Origin of the sequence: Novosphingobium sp. GV079 (genome assembly GCF_003058045.1) — a bacterium.
Classification (GTDB): Bacteria; Pseudomonadota; Alphaproteobacteria; order Sphingomonadales; family Sphingomonadaceae; genus Novosphingobium; species Novosphingobium capsulatum.
Genome location: NZ_QBUE01000017.1, coordinates 15,408 through 32,141 on the forward strand (window position 1 = coordinate 15,408; position 16,734 = coordinate 32,141).

A 16,734-nucleotide genomic window follows, 5' to 3' on the forward strand; every position below is an offset into this window, starting at 1 on the left:
GAGCATAAAGTTTACTTATGCCGGTAGTCATGCTCACAGCTGCGGGGGATCGGCCGCGCCGCGCCACAGCCGGTGCCGCACCCGATTCCAATCGGGCACGCCCCATTCATGACCGCAGGCATGGCCCACGATACTGTCGAGCGGATTGGCATCATCGAGCAGCATGTCCTGCGGCGGGAGCGGTTCGCGTTCGCGCGTGCAGAAGAACGCCGTCACATGGGGCCCCGTATCCGTGCGGCGCCCAGGCTGGACCAAGGCCAGGCGGTTGCTGCGCAAACGCACCACCATGCCGGGCGGAAACACCCCGATGCTTTGCATGAAGGCAAACAGCAGGTCGCGATCGAAATGCCCTTCCCATCCCCACATCGCCGCGAGCGCCTCTACCGGCGTCCACGCCTGCTTGTAGATACGGTCGGACGTGAGCGCGTCATAGCAATCGCAGATCGCGCCAAGGGCCGCGGCGCGGCTGATCTCGCCCGCGTGCAGGCCGGTGGGATAGCCCTTGCCATCCTGCCGTTCATGGTGATGCCGGCAGACATCGAGCGCGGTGGAGCAGACATCGCCTGATGCCGCAAGCAGGCGAAAGCCATGTTCGGGATGATCGCGGACGAGAGCGAATTCTTCCTGCGTGAGGCTGGCCGGCTTGTTCAGCACGTCTTGCGGGATACCGATCTTGCCCAGATCGTGGAGCAGGCCAGCCTGGCCATAGTCGCGGGTTTCCTCGGCGCTGAGGCCAAGGAACGTGGCGGCGTTGATCATCAGGGTGCACACCGCCACCGAATGGGCAAAGGTGTATTCGTCCTTGCTCTTGAGACGGACGACATCGATCACCGTGCGCGGGCTGCTAGCAACGGCCTCCGCAATATCTTCCACCAGTTGATGGGTATCAGCAACACGCACGGCGCGGCCCATGCGGGCATCGTCGAACAGGCCACGCATCGTCTGGCGCGCCTGGCCCACCATTTTCTGGACCTGGCGGCGGCGCTGGCGCGAGATGCTGTGCATCAGGGCATCGGCGCGATCGGGCGGTGGGGGCGCGGCACGCCGGCAACCGCGGACCGGCCCACGCGGTTCGCCCGGCATTGCAACAGCCGCGGACGCGGGCGGCGAGGGCGCCGCCGGTTCTGCCTCGTATCGGCCGCCGCGCGCCTCGTCGATGATCACGAAGGGGGCGGCACAGCCATGGACCTTGGCAAGGTCGTCAGCAGTCGAGATGACGAAACGCGTGCGCCAGAAGGGATGATCGAACCATGATCCGCCGAATCCGCAAATGAACATGCCAAGCTTGACGTGTTCGGGAGGGACATGGCGAATCATGTGCCGCAGATTGCGTGCGCGACCTTCCCCCCGGCCTAAAGCGGCCTTCAGGAAAACCCGCAGAAACATGGTTAAACGCGACGAGTGGTTGCCCCGGCGGCGCCGGCGTGGTGATAGCGTGGCATGAGCCACCCTGCCGATCTTGCCATCCGCCTGCGCCGCGCCGCCTTCAACCAGGCCGTGGCCGATGCCGATCTGGCCGCGATCGGGCCCTTGCTGGCGCCCGACGTCGTGCTGGTGACGGGCAGCGACAGCGCCGTGCTGGCCGGGCGCAAAGCACAACTCCAGGCGTGGAAGCGCGAGTTCGCCGCCAGCCCGCGCAGCATCTATCTGCGCACGCCGGCGACGATCGAGGCATCGGCGGTGGAGCCAATCGCCCTGGAACAGGGAGAGTGGCAAGGCCGCCACGCCGATAGCGGCGCGGTTTACGCCAGCGGACGCTATTGCGCCAAGTGGCGGCAAAGCGATGCAGGCTGGCTCATCGTGGCCGAGATATTCGTGACCATGGCCTAACGGTCGGCACGTTCGGACGCGACGACCAGCCCTGCGGCCAGGAAGCGACCATCCGGGCCGGTGCGGGCCGGCGACCAGATCTCCCATGCCCTGCGCAGCAGTGCCCCAGCATCGGCGTTGGCGGCATAGCCGAAGCGATGCTGCCGTCCATCGGGCAGGCTGGCACAGAACCAGGCCCACCCTGGCGGCAGGCGGAGGCACGGCTGCGCGCAATTCGAAACGGACATAGTGCACCTGGGCGAGGACGTGACAGGGAATTTGCCACGTCGGTAGAGGATTTTTCCTTTTCTTGAATCGACCCTTAGGCATTTTGGCGCGAATTTGGCAGCAGTTCGACTGGATGTTTAGGATTTTTCCTATATCAAATCCTCATGCCGTTGCTTTGCTCGCTCCCCTCCGCGACACGCCGCCGACGCCGTCTGCGAGGCAGTTTGTCCGGATGAATAACGGCGCAAATTCGCGCTGAATCATCTGATCTCGAACCGTGACCCGCTGCCATAGGCATCAGCTGTCGATTGGCAGCAGGCCCCAGCACGACCCACCACGCGCCGCCCCCCAGGCATACCATGAAGGAAAAATCCTGATGTCTGAGCCCGCTGATCCCACTGCCATCGCCGCTGCCGCAAAGGTTTCGCTGGCGGGGCTGACGTGGACGGAGCGAACCACCTATCGCGCGCTGGTCGAGGCGGCAGAGGCGGGCCTGCCCTGCCCCAGCAACATCGATATCGAGATGCTGTGCGGCTATAACTCGTGCTCGATGGGGCCGGTTATGGTCAAGCGGCTGGAACGCAAGGGCTTTATCCGGGTGGAGCGGTTCCAGCGCTTTCGCATCGTGGAAATCGTGGCGACGGGTGCGCGCACCGCACGGGCCGCCAACATGCGCGCCGACCTGCCGCACATCCCCAAGGGCACGCATAGCGGCGGCCGCAGCCTGCCGACCAGCGCGGCGCCGCGGCCCAGCGATCGCAAGCCGTACCAGGCCGGCAAGGTGCTGGGCTGATGCCGCGCCCGCGCAAGGCGGTGCGCGACCGCGCGCTGGAAGACCTGCTGCTGGCCGGATTGGCCGAAGGCGTGACCCTGCGCAAGCTGTGCCGGCGGCACCACATTGCGCCGGGCCTGGTGCAGCGCTGGCGGATGGAGGACAAGGACTTTGCCCGGCGCTTTGCCCTGGCGCGCGAGGCCGGGTTCGAGGCGATTGCCGAGGAAACCCTGGAAATTGCCGACGATGATGCCGGCGACGTGACATGCAAGGAAAAGGCCGATGGCAGCGTGGCCGTGGCCAAGAACCCCGACAATGTGGCGCGGGCGCGGCTGCGCGTGGAGACGCGATTGAAACTGCTCTCGAAATGGGCACCGGGAAAATACGGCGAAAGCACCGAGCTGGGCCAGGCCCAGGACTGGAGCGAGCGACTGGCCGCAGCGCGGGCGCGCGTTTTGAAAGGGCGATAATGGGCAAAAAAACGGCAGCAGCAAGCGATCTGGCCGACGCGATCGGCGCGTTCACCCATGATCCGCTGGGCCACGCCCTGTTCGTCTATCCCTGGGGCCAAGGCCCGCTGACGGGTATGACCGGCCCGCGCCGCTGGCAGCGCGACGTGCTGGACGAGATCGGCGCGCATCTGGCCGATCCGGCCACGCGCCACACGCCCTTGCGCCTGGCGCGGGCATCGGGCCATGGCATCGGCAAATCGGCGCTGGTCGCGATGATCGTCAAATGGGCGCTCGATACCTGCCCCGATACCCGCGTGCTGGTGACGGCCAATACCGAAAGCCAGCTCGATACCAAAACCGCCCCGGAAATCGCCAAATGGGCGCAGATGGCGCTGACCGCCCCCTGGTTTGCCCAGACGCGCCGCGCGCTGGCCTCTACCGCGCCTGGACGTGGACCATCCTGGCGCGCCGACCTGGTGACGTGGAGCGAGCACAATACCGAAGCCTTTGCCGGCCTGCACAACATGGGCCGGCGCATCGTGCTGATCTTTGACGAGGCATCCGGCATTGCCGACAAGGTGTGGGAAGTGGCGCTGGGCGCGCTGACCGATGCCGATACCGAATTGATCTGGCTGGCATTCGGCAATCCCACCCAGAACACCGGCGCCTTTCGCGAATGCTTTGCCAAGCATCGCAACCTGTGGCGCACCGCACAGATCGACGCGCGCACGGTGGAAGGCGTCAACACCCGCTATCTGGATGAACTGGTGGCGGCCTATGGCGCCGACAGCGACGTGGTGCGCGTGCGTGTGCGCGGCCAGTTTCCCTCGAGCAGTTCGATGCAGTTCATTCCGCAAGACCTGGCCGAGGCCGCAAGGCAGCGCGCGATCCCCGCTGGCCTGCCAGCCGATCCGGTGGTCTTTGGCGTGGATTGTGCGCGGTTTGGCGACGATGAAAGCGTGCTGGCGATCCGCTGCGGCCGCGATGCCCGCAGCCGGGCGTGGAAAAGCTGGCGCGGGGTGGATGCCATGCAGCTGGCCGGCGACATTGCCTTGGAAGCGCAGCGCCATCGCCCCGATGCGATCTTTGTCGATGCCGGCAATGTCGGCGCGGCGGTGGTCGACCGGCTGCGCCAGTTGCTGGGCGACATGCCGGTGATCGAGGTGTGGTTTGGCGCCAAGGGCCGCGAGGCGGAACTGGAGCCGGGCGTGAGCGTGCCCACGGCCAACAAGCGCGCGGAAATGTGGACGCGGATGCGGGCCTGGCTGGGCCAGGGCGCCGTGCCCGACAGCGACCGCTTGCGGGACGACCTGATCGGGCCGACCTATTCCTTTGCTGCCGACGACACCCGGGTGCAGCTGGAAAAGAAGCCCGACATGAAGCGGCGCGGCCTGCCCAGCCCCGACTGGGCCGATGCCCTGGCCTGCACCTTTGCCGAGGCGGTGGGGCCGCGTGCCATGCCGGCCTGGCTGGAGCCAGAGGCGCAGGCAGACGATGGCGCCGGACGCTACGGCGAGCTGGGCTAGGCAGCGATTCAACCCCGCGCCGCGCCGCCATACAAGCACCATCATTCATGGAGGTGCCTAGATGTGCAGCACGCCCACCGTTCCCACCACGCCCGAGCGGCAGACCCTGAAACTGCCTGACCAGGGGGCGCCCGCCGGCGCCATGGACACTGCCCGCTGGCGGCGCGCGATCCTGGCCGGGATGGTTACTTCGCCCCTCGGGCTGACCGGCAGCGCGCGGATTTCTTCGACCACGCTTGGTTCTGGAGGCACGCTTGGTTGATCCCAAATCGATCCGCGCCCATTGCGAGGCGCGCCTGGCGGGGATGAAATCCGTGCGCCAGGATTACGAGGCAGAGGCCGAGCAGATCGCGCGGTTCGCCCAGCCGGCACGCTCGCGCTTTCTGGCCGGCGGCAAGGACCGTTCCGGCGCACGGCGGCGGCAATGGAACCGCACGCTGTTCGATCCCCACGGCATCGAGGCGTTCCGCACGCTGACCAACGGCATGACCTCGGGCCTGTCGAGCGCATCACGCCCGTGGTTCACGCTCAAGACCGCCGACGATGACCTGATGGAGGCCGATGGCGTGCGCGCCTGGCTTTCGGCGGTGGAGCGGCGGATCTATGCCTTTCTGGCTTCGACCAATTTCTATGGCGCGGCCAAGGCCGGCTATGGCGAAATGGGCCTGTTCGGCACCGAAGCCTGCGTGATGGTGGAACACCCGCACGCGGGGGCGGTGTGCCATGCGCTGACCTTTGGCGAATACTGGATCGCGCTGTCTGACGCGCTGGTGCCCGACACGCTCTATCGCACTTGCCCGATGAGCGTGCGCCAGGCGGTGGAATCCTTTGGCGCGGCGGTCTCTCCTGCCGTGCGGGCACTCTATGACCGCAGCCAGTATGAAACCGTGGTCGAGGTGTTTCACGCGATCGAGCCTGACCCCGACCACGATCCGCATCGCTTTGGTTCGAAAGCATGGCGCAGCGTCTATTGGGAGGCCGGTGCGCGCGGGGACAGCCTGCTGAAGGTTTCTGGCTATAACGAACAGCCGTTCTGGGCGCCGCGCTGGGATGTGGTGGGGGGTGACACCTATGGCCATTCCCCGGGCATGGAAGCGCTGCCGGCGCTGCGCGAATTGCAGATGCAGGCCAAGCGCCGCAACGAGGCCATCGACCAGATGGTCAAGCCCGAGAAGATCGTGCCGCCCGGTGTGCGCCTGACGGGCGAGCCGGGCCGGACCGTGACGGCATCGGGCCTGGACCGCGAGAGCGTGCTGATCCCCTATCAGATGCCCTACCAGGCCGTGGCCGCGATCGGCGAGGAAATGGACAAGTGCCGGCGCCAGATCGATGGCCTGAGCTTTGCCGACCTGTTCAATGCGATCACCAACATGCGCGGCGTACAGCCGCGCAACGTGGAGGAGATCGCCAGCCGCAACGAGGAGAAGCTGACCCAGCTTGGCCCGGTGATCGAGCGGGTGGCCAACGAGAAGCTGCAGGTGGCGATCGATCGCACCTTTGCGATCATGAGCCGTGGCAGGATGCTGCCCCCGCCACCGCCAGCGCTGCACGGGCGCGGCGTGCGCGTGGAGTTCGTGAGCATCCTGCAACAGATGCAGCGCATGGTCGGCATTGGCCAGATCGAGCGCGTGGTCGGCTTTGTCGGCAACCTGGCCGCAGCCCATCCCGAGGTGCTCGACAAGATCGATTTCGACGAGGCGCTGGACGAATACGCCTGGCGAGCCGGCACCCCGGCGCGGATCATGCGCCCGGCGGCGCAGGTGACGCAGTTGCGCGCGCAGCGCGGCGAGGCGGCCCATGCCGCACAGGCCGCCGCGCAGATCAGCCAGATGGTGCCGGCGATGAAGGACGCGGCGGCCGCAGCCGAGCTGCTCTCGCGTGCTGATGTGGGTGGGGAAAACCTGCTCAAGCGGCTGATCCAGCCGTGAGCCTGGCCGAAACCGACGCCGCGTTCCTGATCGCGCGCCCCGAATTTCGCCGCTTCCTCCACGCAGCGATTCAAGGTGCCGGCCTGCTGGGGCAACAGGCAATGGCCAGCGGGGCCGACAGCGCCCTGCTCGCCTTCCTCGAAGGGCGGCGCAGCCTGGGTTTCGACCTGATCGCGCTGGCCCATCGCGGCCAGGAACAGGCTGTTCGCAGCCACGATCCTCTGGGCCTGACGACCCTGCAGGCCGTGCTCGATGCTGCCCTCTGTGCAAAGGAAAACCGCCTTGAGCGACCCTATCCCCGCACCCGATACGACGAACTTCCCGACCCCGACGGCGCCGACGCCGGCGCCAACGATGACGCCAGCGGGGGAACCGGCCAGCGCCGCTTCGCTCCCCCCGCCGGGCGCCGCTGAACCGGCGACAGCGCCGGCAGTGATCGCCCCGGCCGGCGTGCCCGAACGCTATGACCTGGCACTCGATGGCATGACGCTTGACCCCCAGCTACTGCACAGCGCCGATCCGGTGCTGCGCGAGCTGGGCCTGTCGAACGATCAGGCGGGCAAGCTGCTGCCGCTGGCGCAAGGGGTGATGCAGCGCACGCAAGACGCCCTGCTGGCCCATTTTGCCGATGCCGCCGCCGCGCAAAAGCGCGCCTGGGCCGAGGAATTTGCTGCCGACCCGGAGATCGGCGGCGGGCGCCGCGCCGAAAGCGAGCATCTGGCCGCGCGCGGGCTTGATGCCCTGGGCTTTGGCGAAGGGCATCCGTTCCGCCAGGCGCTGGCCGACAGCGGCTTTGGCAACCACCCCGACATGATCCGCGCGTTCCGCCGTCTGGGCCAATTGCTCAGCGAGGACAGCGGCTTTGCCCGTGCCCATGCCGGCAGCGCCAACCAGCGCCCCGTCTGGGAACGTCTCTACCCCCAAGAAGCGAACTAAGGAGATAGCTTCATGGCCATTCTCGGCTCGAGTTACTGGAACCTGATCGACGTGCTCAAGGCCGGCGGCGACGGCCTGGGCGATGTGGTGGAGGCGCTGACCCAGCTGACGCCCTTCATGAAGGATGCCAACGTGGTGGCCTGCAACAGCGGCACCGAGCATCGTTCGACGATCCGCACCGGCCTGCCCAGCGTTTCGTGGGGCGCGCTCTATCAGGGCATCGCCCAGTCCAAGGGCAACTATACCGAAGTCAAGGACACCACCGGCTTTGTCGAGGGGCTGTCTTCGGTGGACGAGCGGCTGCTCAACCTCAAGCCCGCCGAAGCGGCCAAGCTGCGGCTGGTGGAAGGCCAGGGTTTCCTGGAATCGATCGCCCAGACCGTGGACAGCGCGATCTGGTATTCCGACGTCAAGGTCAACGGCAAGCAGTTCCACGGCCTGGCGCCGCGCTACAACTCGCTGTCCAACCCCAATGTCGTGAACGCGGGCGGCGTGCAGGCCGACAACGCCTCGATCTGGTTCGTCACCCACGGTGACATGCAGACCAGCGTGATCGTGCCGGATTCGGTGCCCGCCGGCGTGCAGCGCGAGGACATGGGCCGCCAGCGCGTGCTCGATGGCAACGGCAATCCCTATTACGTCAAGGAAGAGAAGTTCACCCAGCACATGGGGCTGTGCGTGAAGGACTGGCGCTTCAACGGGCGCATCGCCAACATCGACGTGTCGGACGTGGTGGCAGGGACGGTGGCGCTCAACCCGCTGCTGCGCAAGCTTTATTACAAGCTGCAGGGCCGCCGCGCCTATCACATGGAGCGCGAGGGCCAGGTCAGCCCGGGCCGCACCGTGATCTACATGAACCGCATGCTGCTCGAAGCGCTGGACGCCGAAACCAGCAATGGCCGCAGCGGCGTGGACAACTTCGTGCGTCTGACGCCGATGGAAATCCAGGGCGAGGAAGTGATGACCTGGCGCGGCATCCCGATCCGCGAAACCGACGCGCTCGTCACCAACGAAGCGCTGGTCGCCTAAGCCGCATCGCCCCTCCAATTGGGAGAATTTCGCATGATTTTCGACAATTCGCTGTTGCTGAGCGATGCCCAGGCGGTGACCGCCTCGGCCGCGTCGGCCAATGTCATCGACCTTGGCACCACCGGCACGCCGTTTGGCGCCAATGCCCCGCTGATCCGCGACCTGGGCCGTGGCCAGGAACTGGACCTGGCGGTGACGGTCACCCAGGCCTTTGCCGGGCTCACCAACCTGCAGGTGGGCGTGCAAGTTTCGCCCGACAACGCCACCTGGACCACAGTTTCGTGTGGCGCGGTGGTGCCGCTGGCCAGCCTGGTTGCCGGCTATCAGTTCAAGGTGCCCGGCAGCATCGAGGAGGGCGTCAACGCCCGCTACCTGCGCCTCTATTACACCGTGGGCGGCAGCAACGCCACGGCCGGCAAGATCACCGCTGCGGTAGTGGCCAGCCGCCAGACCAACCTGGGCGTGGGCGGCCAGTAAGGCCAGCAGCCGGGTGCGCGCCAACACGCACCCGGCCTTGCCCGTCAGAACCCGTTACCAAGGAGATGCACATGGCAGCCGCCACCCAGAGCAGCTTTGCCGCCAACGGCGCCTGGCAAGACATTGCCGCCACGCTTACCGCCGCCGCCAACGCCGACGTGCTGTTGCAGAACACCGGCCAGCAGCCGGTGAAGGTGTGTTTCGGCGGGGCGACCGCCCCGGCCAGCGACCTGGCCGGCGTGACGATCAATCCGCGCGGCACGATCGTGGGGAATGCCGCCAACGTGTGGGTCCGCTCTCCCGGCGGCACCAACCTGGCCGTGACCGTGGGCCATTCCGGCGGCGTATCGGGCAACGTCGCCAGCCTGGGCAATGTGGCGGCCGGCGCGGCCGATGCCGGCAATCCGGTCAAGGTGGGCGGGGTGTACAGCGCCACGCTGCCCACGCTTGCCGATGGCCAGCGCGGCAACATGCAGTTGACCAACAAGGGCGCCCTGGCGGTGACGCTGTTCAGTTCTGCTGGCAGCGCGTTTACCGCCATCGCCCCGGCTAACAGCACGACCAATCCGTCGTATGCGCTCGCCGTGGCCAGCTTTGGCATGCAGCACAACGGCGCGACCTGGGACCTGGCCAAGAAGCCGGCCAGCACCAACCGGCTGCTGTCGGCCGCCGCGACCACCAACGCCACCAGCGTCAAGACCAGCGGCGCCGATCTGTTCCGCGTGCGCGGCCACAATGCCAGCGCCTCGGCGCGCTATCTCAAGCTCTACAACAAGGCTTCGGCGCCGACCGTCGGCACCGATACGCCGGTGGCGACCTATTACCTCGCGCCCTCGGCCCCGTTCGACATCGATTTCCAGACCGCGCTCTATTTCAGCGCGGGCCTGGCCTTTGCCCTGACCGGCGCGGCACCCGACAGCGACACCACCGCGCTCGCCGCCGGCGACATCCTGTGCCTCAACATCCACTACGCCTGAAGGAGAGCGATCCATGGCAATCTGGCGCCGCGACGACGACACCATCGGCGATCTGTTCGACGACGGGCTGGACCTCAAGCCCGGCGAGGAAGGCTTTACCCGCGCCCTGGCGCGGGATCATTTCGGCACCGACGCCTTCAGCTATGTCGGCACGCCCGATTGGCACAACCCGGCCGGGTGATGCCTGCCCTGCGCCGGCAACCTCCGCGCGCTGCGCGCCCCCCAACATCGTGATGGTCGCAAGGACAAGCCCATGGCCCAACTGATCGACATCTGTAACCGTGCCCTGGCGCAGATTGCCGCCGGGCAGATCGCCGATTTTGCCGAAGGCAGCATCGAGGCGCGCGAAGCCAACCGCTTTGCCAAGCCGCTGCTGGCCGAACTGGCCGAATGGGCCCCTTGGCCCTGGGCGCGCGCACGGATCGCGCTGGCCGAGATCGCCAACGATCGGCCGGCGGAATGGCTGCATGCCTATGCTGCCCCCACCAACCTGTCGCAGCCGCTCGCCCTGCGCGCGGTAGAGGACGATGCCGCCACGCTGCCTGCTGGCGGCGCGTTCCCCTTTCCGCTGCAGGACGCAGCGCCGCTGGCGTTCCTGTATGAAGCGGGGCGCATCTATACCAACGTGGCCAATGCCACGCTGGTCTATGTGCGCAGCAACGTGACCGCGCCCGAACTGCCGCCGCTGGTGGCGCGCGCGTTCGAGCTGGAACTGGCGGCGCGCTTGGCCCTGCCGGTGAAAAAGGATGCCAGCGCCGCCCAGGCCCTGGCCCGCGCGGCCGAACTGGCGCGGATGCGGGCGATCGCCGAAGAGGCCAACAAGCGCGGCGACCGGCCCGCACGCTATGTCAGCGAGGCGGAAATGGCGCGGGCTGGCCTGTCGTTCCTGGGAGATCCGGCATGATCGGCGCCCGCACCGCGCAGGCCAATTTCTGCCGTGGCGAGCTGGGCCCGCAGCTCTATGGCCGGTTTGACGTGGACGCCTGGGGCACGGCCCTGCGCAAGGCACGCAATGTCATCGTGCTCAAGTACGGTGGCATCGCCAAGCGGCCGGGCACCGAACTGGTGGCCGAAGTGCTCGACCCCACGCAGCCGGTACGGCTCGTGCCGTTCCAGTTCTCATTGAGCCAGACCTATGCGCTGGAAATGGGCCAGGGGTATATGAGCCCCTGCGCTGGCGGCGGCCGCATCCTGGAAGAGGAACTGGCGATCACCGCGATCAGCAACGCCAGCCAGGCGCTGGTGGAGGTGGCCTATCACGGCTTTGCCGTGGGCGACCGCTTCTACATCAGCGGCTGCGCGGGTGACATGGGCGCTCTGCTCAACGGGCGGGCCTGGACGGTGGTGGCGGTAACCGATCCCAGCCATTTCCGCATCGATGCCGATACCCGCGCCGTCGCGCCCTTTGCCGGCTGCAGCGGCGGCACGACCCGCAGCGCACCGCCCGTGGCGCCAGCCGCGCCGATAGTGCCGCCGGTGAACCCTGCACCCACCCGCCCGGCGATCTATTTCGGCGGGTCGGGCCAATTCGGCGGAAAGGCCTGGTACTGATGGGCGGCGCACGCATCTACAAGGTTGGTTCTCCCTATAACGGGGTGGAACTGGCCGAGCTCGATTTCGAGCAGACCGCCGATACGATGTATCTGGCCCACATCGATCATGCGCCGGCCAAGCTGGTGCGCGCCGGGCATACCGACTGGTCGTTTCGCAACGTGACCTTTGCCCCCACCATGGCCGCGCCGACCAGTTGCGGCGCCGCGGCAACGGTTGCCAACACCGACAGCAGCAATGGCAACGCGGCGTATTTTCCGCAAGGCGCCAGCTATTGCGTGACAGCGGTGAACGATGACACCGGCATGGAAAGCCGCGCCAGCGGCCAGTCCACCGCCACCAACGATCTCTCGCTCAAGCGCAATTTCAACACAATCAGCTGGCCTGCCGTGGCCGGGGCAACGCGCTACAACGTCTACAAGGCCGACAACTCACAGTTCTTCGGCTATATCGGCACGACGCAAAGCACCACGTTTCGCGACGACAACATCGCCCCCGCGCTCGATCGTGCGCCGCCCCAGGCGGCCAATCCCTTTGCCGGGGCCGATGATTATCCCTCCACCGTCACCCTGTTCGAACAGCGGGCGATCTGGGCGCGCACGCGCAACGTGCCGCACGGCATCTGGGCCACGCGCAGCGGGCAGCTGGAGAACATGGACCGATCGCGGCCCTTGCGGGCAGACGATTCCATGGCGTTCACCATCGTGGCCGGCCGGGTCAATTCGGTGAACCAGCTGGTCACCACCACCAGCCTGCTGGCGCTGACATCGGACAGCGTGTTCCACATCGATGGCGATGGATCGGGTGGCGTGCTGGATGCCACGCGGCCACCGGCCACACGGCGCCAGATCGGGCGCGGATCGTCGCGGCTCTCGCCTTTGGTGATCGACAACGTGGTGTTCTACCAACCCAGCGTTGGCCGCACGGTGCGCACGATCGGCTATGATTTCACCATCGACGGCCTGAAATCCAACGATGTCTCGATCTTCTCGCCGCATTTCTTCGAGGGGCTCGGCATCGTTTCTTGGTGCTATGCCCAGGAACCGCGCAGCGTGATCTGGGCCGTGCGCGAGGATGGCAAGCTGGCCTGCTTCACCTGGGAGCAGGAGCAGAACGTGTGGGGTTGGACCCTGTGCGAAACCGACGGCAAGGTGCTGTCGGTCTGCGCCATTGCCGAGGACGGGGAAGACCGCGTCTATCTGGTGGTGGAACGCGTGATTGGTGGCGGGGCCCGCCGCTTTGTCGAACGCATGGCGAGCCAGACCTGGTCCGACGTGAACGATGCCTGCTATCTCGATTGCGCGGTGCGGGGGCAATTTGATGCACCACGCACCCGCTTTACCGGGCTGTGGCATCTGGAAGGGCGCAGCGACATTGCCGGCCTGGTTGATGGCGTGGCCGTTTCCGGGCTGACCGTCGCCAATGGCACAATCGACCTGCCCGTTGGCATGGGCGGGGCCACGCAGGTGATCTTTGGCATCCCCTATCAGGTGGATGTGGAAACCCTGCCGATGCGCCTGTCGACCAGCGCCGGCAGCAGCGTTGGCCGCATCTGCCAGGCGGGTCAGGCCGTTCTGACCCTGGCCGATACCCGCCAGATCACGGCCGGCATCGATGCCGATCACCTGTTCCCGGTGAAATCGCGCCGTGACGAGGCATGGAGCGCCCCCGATGCGCTGATGAACGGGGAATATCTCGTCAATCTCGACAATCGCGCGCGCGACGATTGCGCGATCTGGATCCGCCAGAACGCGCCGCTGCCGTTCACCCTGCTGGGCGTGGCAATCGACCCGGTGATGGGCGGATGACCCGGCCAGGCAGCGATGATGTCAGCATCGTACCGGCCCAGCGGCGCCATATCGGCTTTCTGGCGCGGCACATGCGCGCGATCGACCAGGCCGAATGCCGCGCCATGGGGCGCGAGCCCAAGGCGGCGCTGCGCCATGGCCTGATCGCATCGCACCGCTGCTGGACCGCGCTGGTGCGCGGACAGCCGCACGCCATGTTCGGCGTGGTGGTGGAATGCGCCGTGGCCGGGCGCGGCGTGCCATGGTTCCTGGGCACTGACGAAGTGTGGCGCCACGGCCGCGCGCTGGTGCGCCTGGGCCCGGTGATCCTGGCCGAAATGCACGATTCAAGCGCGGTGCTGGCCAACCTAGTGTCTGCCGACAACGTCCGGGCGATCCGCCTGCTCACGCGGTGGAGTTTCGCCCTGGACCACGACACCGTGCGCGTGGGCGACATGGCGTTTCGTCGCTTCGCCCGCCAGCGCCCGGCCCTTTCCTTTCTGCAACAGGAGAATGCCTGATGTGCGGCCCTGCCCTTCCCATCTTTGCCGCTGGCCTGGCCGTGGCCGGCCAAGGCATCAGCACGATCAGCGCCATCCACCAGGCGCAGTACCAGCGCGATGTCGCGCTGCGCCAGGCTGACCTGCAGCGCAGCGCGGGCCGCGATGCCCAGGCGCAAACCGCCCGCGCGATCCAGGACCAGTATCGCCAGATGGCCGGCGATGAAGGCCGCCAGCGCGTGGCCGCTGCCGCCGGTGGCGTGGGCGTTGAATTCGGCACCGCCGCCGAGGCGGTGGACAGCACCCGCCTGACCGGCAGCGCACGCGTGGCAGATATCGCGATGCAGGGCGCCGGCGCCGTGCGCCAGACCGATGCCGGCGCAGCCTTTGCCATGGGGCGGGCCAGCGCCGCTTCTGCCCAAGGCCAGACAGCGTTGATGAGCGGGCTGGTCGACATGGGCCAATCCGTGCTGTCCGGCGTGCGCCAGTATGGCGCGGTGCGCGCCCGCATCGGCTGAACGCCCGCTCTTTTCCACCCATCCTGACCGTCTGCGCGCCTGCGGCCCCGCCCTTGCCCGGCGGCCGGTGACGCGCGCCTTGCAAGGACATCGTTTGCCATGGCCGTTTCCACCACCAACGCCTTTGACGGGCCGTTCAGCGCCAATGGCGTGACGCGTTCGTTTCCCTTCACGTTCACCGCGCAGGATACCGGCGATGTCGCCGTGCTGCTTGACGACCAGCCGATCACCGATGGCTATAGCGTGGAGCTGTACGAAGGTGGTGGCGGCACGGTAACCTTCGCCGTGGCGCCAGGCCCCGGCAAGCTGGTGGTGTGGCTCGATCCCGATTTCACCCAGACCACCGCGTTTGAAAACGGATCGGCCTGGCTGGCCGCGCCGGTCAACCTGGCCAATGATCGCGCCGCGCTGCGCGACCAGGCGCTGTCGCGCGATCTCAAGCGGTGCATGCGCATCCCCTTGGGCGAAAACGCCGGGACACTGCCCGCCGCGGCCAAGCGCAAGGGCAAGTACTTTGCCTTTTCGCCGATCGACGGCACGGCCGTTCTGGCCGATGCAGTGAGCGGCGATGCGCTGTTGCGCGCCGACATGGCCAGCACCGATGCCAACAAGGGCGCGACGCTGGTGGGCATGCCCGGCGGCGGCATGCTGCATGAAACGATCGTGCCGTGCACCACCCGCGCCGCGCTGGCCGCGCGGGCCAATCGCTCGGTCATGGTCTATCTGCTCGAACCGGGGCGCCAGGGCTATTTCTACTGGTCGCCGGCCGATCTTTCTGCGGCGGTGGCGGCCGATCCGGCGCAAGCCTTCTATGTGCCGGCATCGACCGGATCGAGCGGCGCCAACGGGGCCTGGGTACGCGCGGCGGTGCGCCCGGGCGTTGCCAACCTCACCTGGTTTGGCAATCCGGGCGATGGCAGCGTCAGCGACGCCCAGGCCGAAGCGGCCATGGTCGCCGCCTTTGCCTGGCTCAACGCCGTGGGCGGGCGCACGCTGGAAGTGCCGGCGGGTGTGTTCACCTATACCAGCGACAAGCGCATTACCGCCAATTCCGCGATGATCCGCGGTTCCGGATGCCGCTTCCAGGCCAAGAACAGCGCGCGCCTGCTGATCGGCTTTGCTGATGACAGCACCATGGTGAACGGCCGGGTGGTCAAGGCGGGGATCAAGGCGATCGGCGTCAAGCTGGTCAATATCGCGTTCCTGCCCGCCGACGGGCATTACGGCTCGATCGTGACGCTCGATTTTTGCGATGAAACCACGCTCGATAACGTGGAAATCAGCATGTATTCCTCGGTCAATGACGTGACCGGATTGGAATGCCGCTGGACGCAGTGGGTCTATCTGCGCCGGGTCAAGATCAACGTGAACTCTCGCGCGGTGTGGATCCGGCTGCAACCCTCCAACATCCAGAACGAAGATCACTATCACTTCAGCGATTGCCTGTTCTACATCGGCAAGCTGGTCAATCCTCCCAACCCCGCTCCGCTGTCGTGCGTGCAGGTGGAAAAGGAGCTGGGCAACACCTATGGCATCTTTGAATTTTCCATGCGGGGCTGCCATTTCCTGGGCATCCCCAACGATGCCACGCGCCGCGTTAGTGCCATTGCCGTCAAGAACGCGGCCAGCGGTGACAGCCGCGCGATCCACCGTCTGAGTGTCTATTCCTGCTTCTTCGAAGATGTCTGGTACGGGTTCGATGGCAACCGCTTCATCGGCGCCCCCGACGGCTATGACACCTCGCGCCTGAGCTTTTACGGGTGCAGCTTCCTGCGCTTTGGTGTGGCGGTCTATGGCAAGGACTATTCGAAGAATGCCGCAGACTTCGCCGGCTGCTACCTGCTGCAGGGTGTCAGCGCGACGGACGGCGCGATGGGCCGCTTTTCGCACAACAACGTGCTGGAAGCCCTGAGCGCGCCCTTCGCCAACGGCATTACCCGCAACCGCTTCACCGACAAGAACATCGGCGACATGGCCGCCAGTTCTGCCGGCCGCCTGCGCGCAATGGGCAGCGTGGCGGTGGCCGCAACAGATACCTATGCGGTGATCAACCATGGCCTGGCCGCCACGCCGACCAAGGTGGTCTATTGGACCATTGCCGACAACACGTGGAAGCCGTCGGTTGGCACCACGGCACTGGGCAGTACCAGTTTCAATGCCAACTTCACGCCGCCTGGCGTGGCCGCCACGCTCTATTGGGAAGCAGAAGTGGCATACCTGTGATGCAGCCAAGCCGCGCGCCGG

The 16,734-nt window shown here is 66.7% G+C and carries 20 protein-coding genes; 18 read left to right on the forward strand and 2 right to left on the reverse strand.

Going from position 1 to position 16,734, the window contains the following annotated elements; translation table 11 throughout:
- Window positions 1–33 precede the first annotated feature (33 nt).
- Window positions 34–1,386, reverse strand: a complete 1,353-nt coding sequence (locus C8K14_RS17995) for an HD-GYP domain-containing protein (RefSeq protein ID WP_107718185.1) — start codon at window positions 1,384–1,386, stop codon at window positions 34–36.
- 54 nt (window positions 1,387–1,440) lie between these two features.
- Between C8K14_RS17995 and C8K14_RS18000 the strand changes: the two genes are divergently transcribed.
- Entirely contained in the window at window positions 1,441–1,830 is a 390-nt protein-coding gene (locus C8K14_RS18000) for a DUF4440 domain-containing protein (protein ID WP_107718183.1), read from the forward strand.
- On the opposite strand, the gene C8K14_RS18005 is transcribed toward C8K14_RS18000, so the two are convergent.
- A complete protein-coding gene (locus C8K14_RS18005) occupies window positions 1,827–2,057 on the reverse strand; it encodes a hypothetical protein (protein WP_062788222.1) in 231 nt (76 codons plus the stop codon). The genes C8K14_RS18000 and C8K14_RS18005 overlap by 4 nt on opposite strands.
- Window positions 2,058–2,413: 356 nt before the next feature.
- On the opposite strand from C8K14_RS18005, the gene C8K14_RS18010 reads away from it, so the two are divergent.
- The 17 genes from C8K14_RS18010 (at window position 2,414) to C8K14_RS18085 (ending at window position 16,713) form a co-directional block, all read left to right on the forward strand.
- On the forward strand, window positions 2,414–2,830 hold the full coding sequence (locus tag C8K14_RS18010; protein ID WP_107718180.1) for a hypothetical protein: 417 nt from the start codon (window positions 2,414–2,416) through the stop codon (window positions 2,828–2,830).
- A complete protein-coding gene (locus C8K14_RS18015; RefSeq protein WP_107718178.1) occupies window positions 2,830–3,279 on the forward strand; it encodes a hypothetical protein in 450 nt (149 codons plus the stop codon). The genes C8K14_RS18010 and C8K14_RS18015 overlap by 1 nt, the downstream gene beginning before the upstream one ends.
- Window positions 3,279–4,787, forward strand: a complete 1,509-nt coding sequence (locus C8K14_RS18020) for a terminase (protein WP_107718176.1) — start codon at window positions 3,279–3,281, stop codon at window positions 4,785–4,787. Before C8K14_RS18015 ends, C8K14_RS18020 begins: the two co-directional genes overlap by 1 nt.
- A gap of 61 nt (window positions 4,788–4,848) precedes the next feature.
- A complete protein-coding gene (locus C8K14_RS18025) occupies window positions 4,849–5,049 on the forward strand; it encodes a hypothetical protein (RefSeq protein ID WP_107718174.1) in 201 nt (66 codons plus the stop codon).
- Complete coding sequence (locus C8K14_RS18030; protein WP_233251143.1) at window positions 5,042–6,715, forward strand: portal protein; 1,674 nt, start codon at window positions 5,042–5,044, stop codon at window positions 6,713–6,715. The genes C8K14_RS18025 and C8K14_RS18030 overlap by 8 nt, the downstream gene beginning before the upstream one ends.
- The gene (locus C8K14_RS18035) at window positions 6,712–7,128 is read left to right on the forward strand and encodes a hypothetical protein (protein ID WP_107718172.1); all 417 of its coding nucleotides are present in this window, start codon (window positions 6,712–6,714) and stop codon (window positions 7,126–7,128) included. The genes C8K14_RS18030 and C8K14_RS18035 overlap by 4 nt, the downstream gene beginning before the upstream one ends.
- Window positions 7,070–7,651, forward strand: coding sequence for a hypothetical protein (locus C8K14_RS18040; protein WP_107718170.1), 582 nt, complete (start codon window positions 7,070–7,072; stop codon window positions 7,649–7,651). Before C8K14_RS18035 ends, C8K14_RS18040 begins: the two co-directional genes overlap by 59 nt.
- A gap of 12 nt (window positions 7,652–7,663) precedes the next feature.
- Window positions 7,664–8,680 carry a major capsid protein gene (locus tag C8K14_RS18045; protein ID WP_107718168.1) on the forward strand — a complete coding sequence of 339 codons (1,017 nt, stop codon included), beginning with the start codon at window positions 7,664–7,666 and terminating at the stop codon, window positions 8,678–8,680.
- Between the two features lie 33 nt (window positions 8,681–8,713).
- On the forward strand, window positions 8,714–9,157 hold the full coding sequence (locus C8K14_RS18050) for a Bbp16 family capsid cement protein (RefSeq protein WP_107718166.1): 444 nt from the start codon (window positions 8,714–8,716) through the stop codon (window positions 9,155–9,157).
- A 71-nt stretch (window positions 9,158–9,228) separates the two neighbouring features.
- The gene (locus C8K14_RS18055) at window positions 9,229–10,134 is read left to right on the forward strand and encodes a hypothetical protein (protein WP_133726873.1); all 906 of its coding nucleotides are present in this window, start codon (window positions 9,229–9,231) and stop codon (window positions 10,132–10,134) included.
- A 13-nt stretch (window positions 10,135–10,147) separates the two neighbouring features.
- A complete protein-coding gene (locus C8K14_RS22705) occupies window positions 10,148–10,315 on the forward strand; it encodes a hypothetical protein (RefSeq protein ID WP_158271957.1) in 168 nt (55 codons plus the stop codon).
- Window positions 10,316–10,387: 72 nt separating this feature from the next.
- Window positions 10,388–11,038 (forward strand): hypothetical protein, encoded by a 651-nt coding sequence (locus tag C8K14_RS18060; RefSeq protein WP_107718162.1) that lies wholly within the window; start codon window positions 10,388–10,390, stop codon window positions 11,036–11,038.
- Window positions 11,035–11,685 (forward strand): hypothetical protein, encoded by a 651-nt coding sequence (locus C8K14_RS18065; protein ID WP_107718160.1) that lies wholly within the window; start codon window positions 11,035–11,037, stop codon window positions 11,683–11,685. Before C8K14_RS18060 ends, C8K14_RS18065 begins: the two co-directional genes overlap by 4 nt.
- Window positions 11,685–13,493: a hypothetical protein gene (locus tag C8K14_RS18070; RefSeq protein WP_107718158.1), complete on the forward strand. Its 1,809-nt coding sequence runs from the start codon at window positions 11,685–11,687 to the stop codon at window positions 13,491–13,493. The genes C8K14_RS18065 and C8K14_RS18070 overlap by 1 nt, the downstream gene beginning before the upstream one ends.
- The gene (locus C8K14_RS18075) at window positions 13,490–13,993 is read left to right on the forward strand and encodes a hypothetical protein (protein WP_107718156.1); all 504 of its coding nucleotides are present in this window, start codon (window positions 13,490–13,492) and stop codon (window positions 13,991–13,993) included. Before C8K14_RS18070 ends, C8K14_RS18075 begins: the two co-directional genes overlap by 4 nt.
- Window positions 13,993–14,490 (forward strand): hypothetical protein, encoded by a 498-nt coding sequence (locus C8K14_RS18080; protein WP_107718154.1) that lies wholly within the window; start codon window positions 13,993–13,995, stop codon window positions 14,488–14,490. The genes C8K14_RS18075 and C8K14_RS18080 overlap by 1 nt, the downstream gene beginning before the upstream one ends.
- Window positions 14,491–14,589: 99 nt before the next feature.
- On the forward strand, window positions 14,590–16,713 hold the full coding sequence (locus C8K14_RS18085; RefSeq protein WP_107718153.1) for a hypothetical protein: 2,124 nt from the start codon (window positions 14,590–14,592) through the stop codon (window positions 16,711–16,713).
- Window positions 16,714–16,734: the final 21 nt, after the last annotated feature.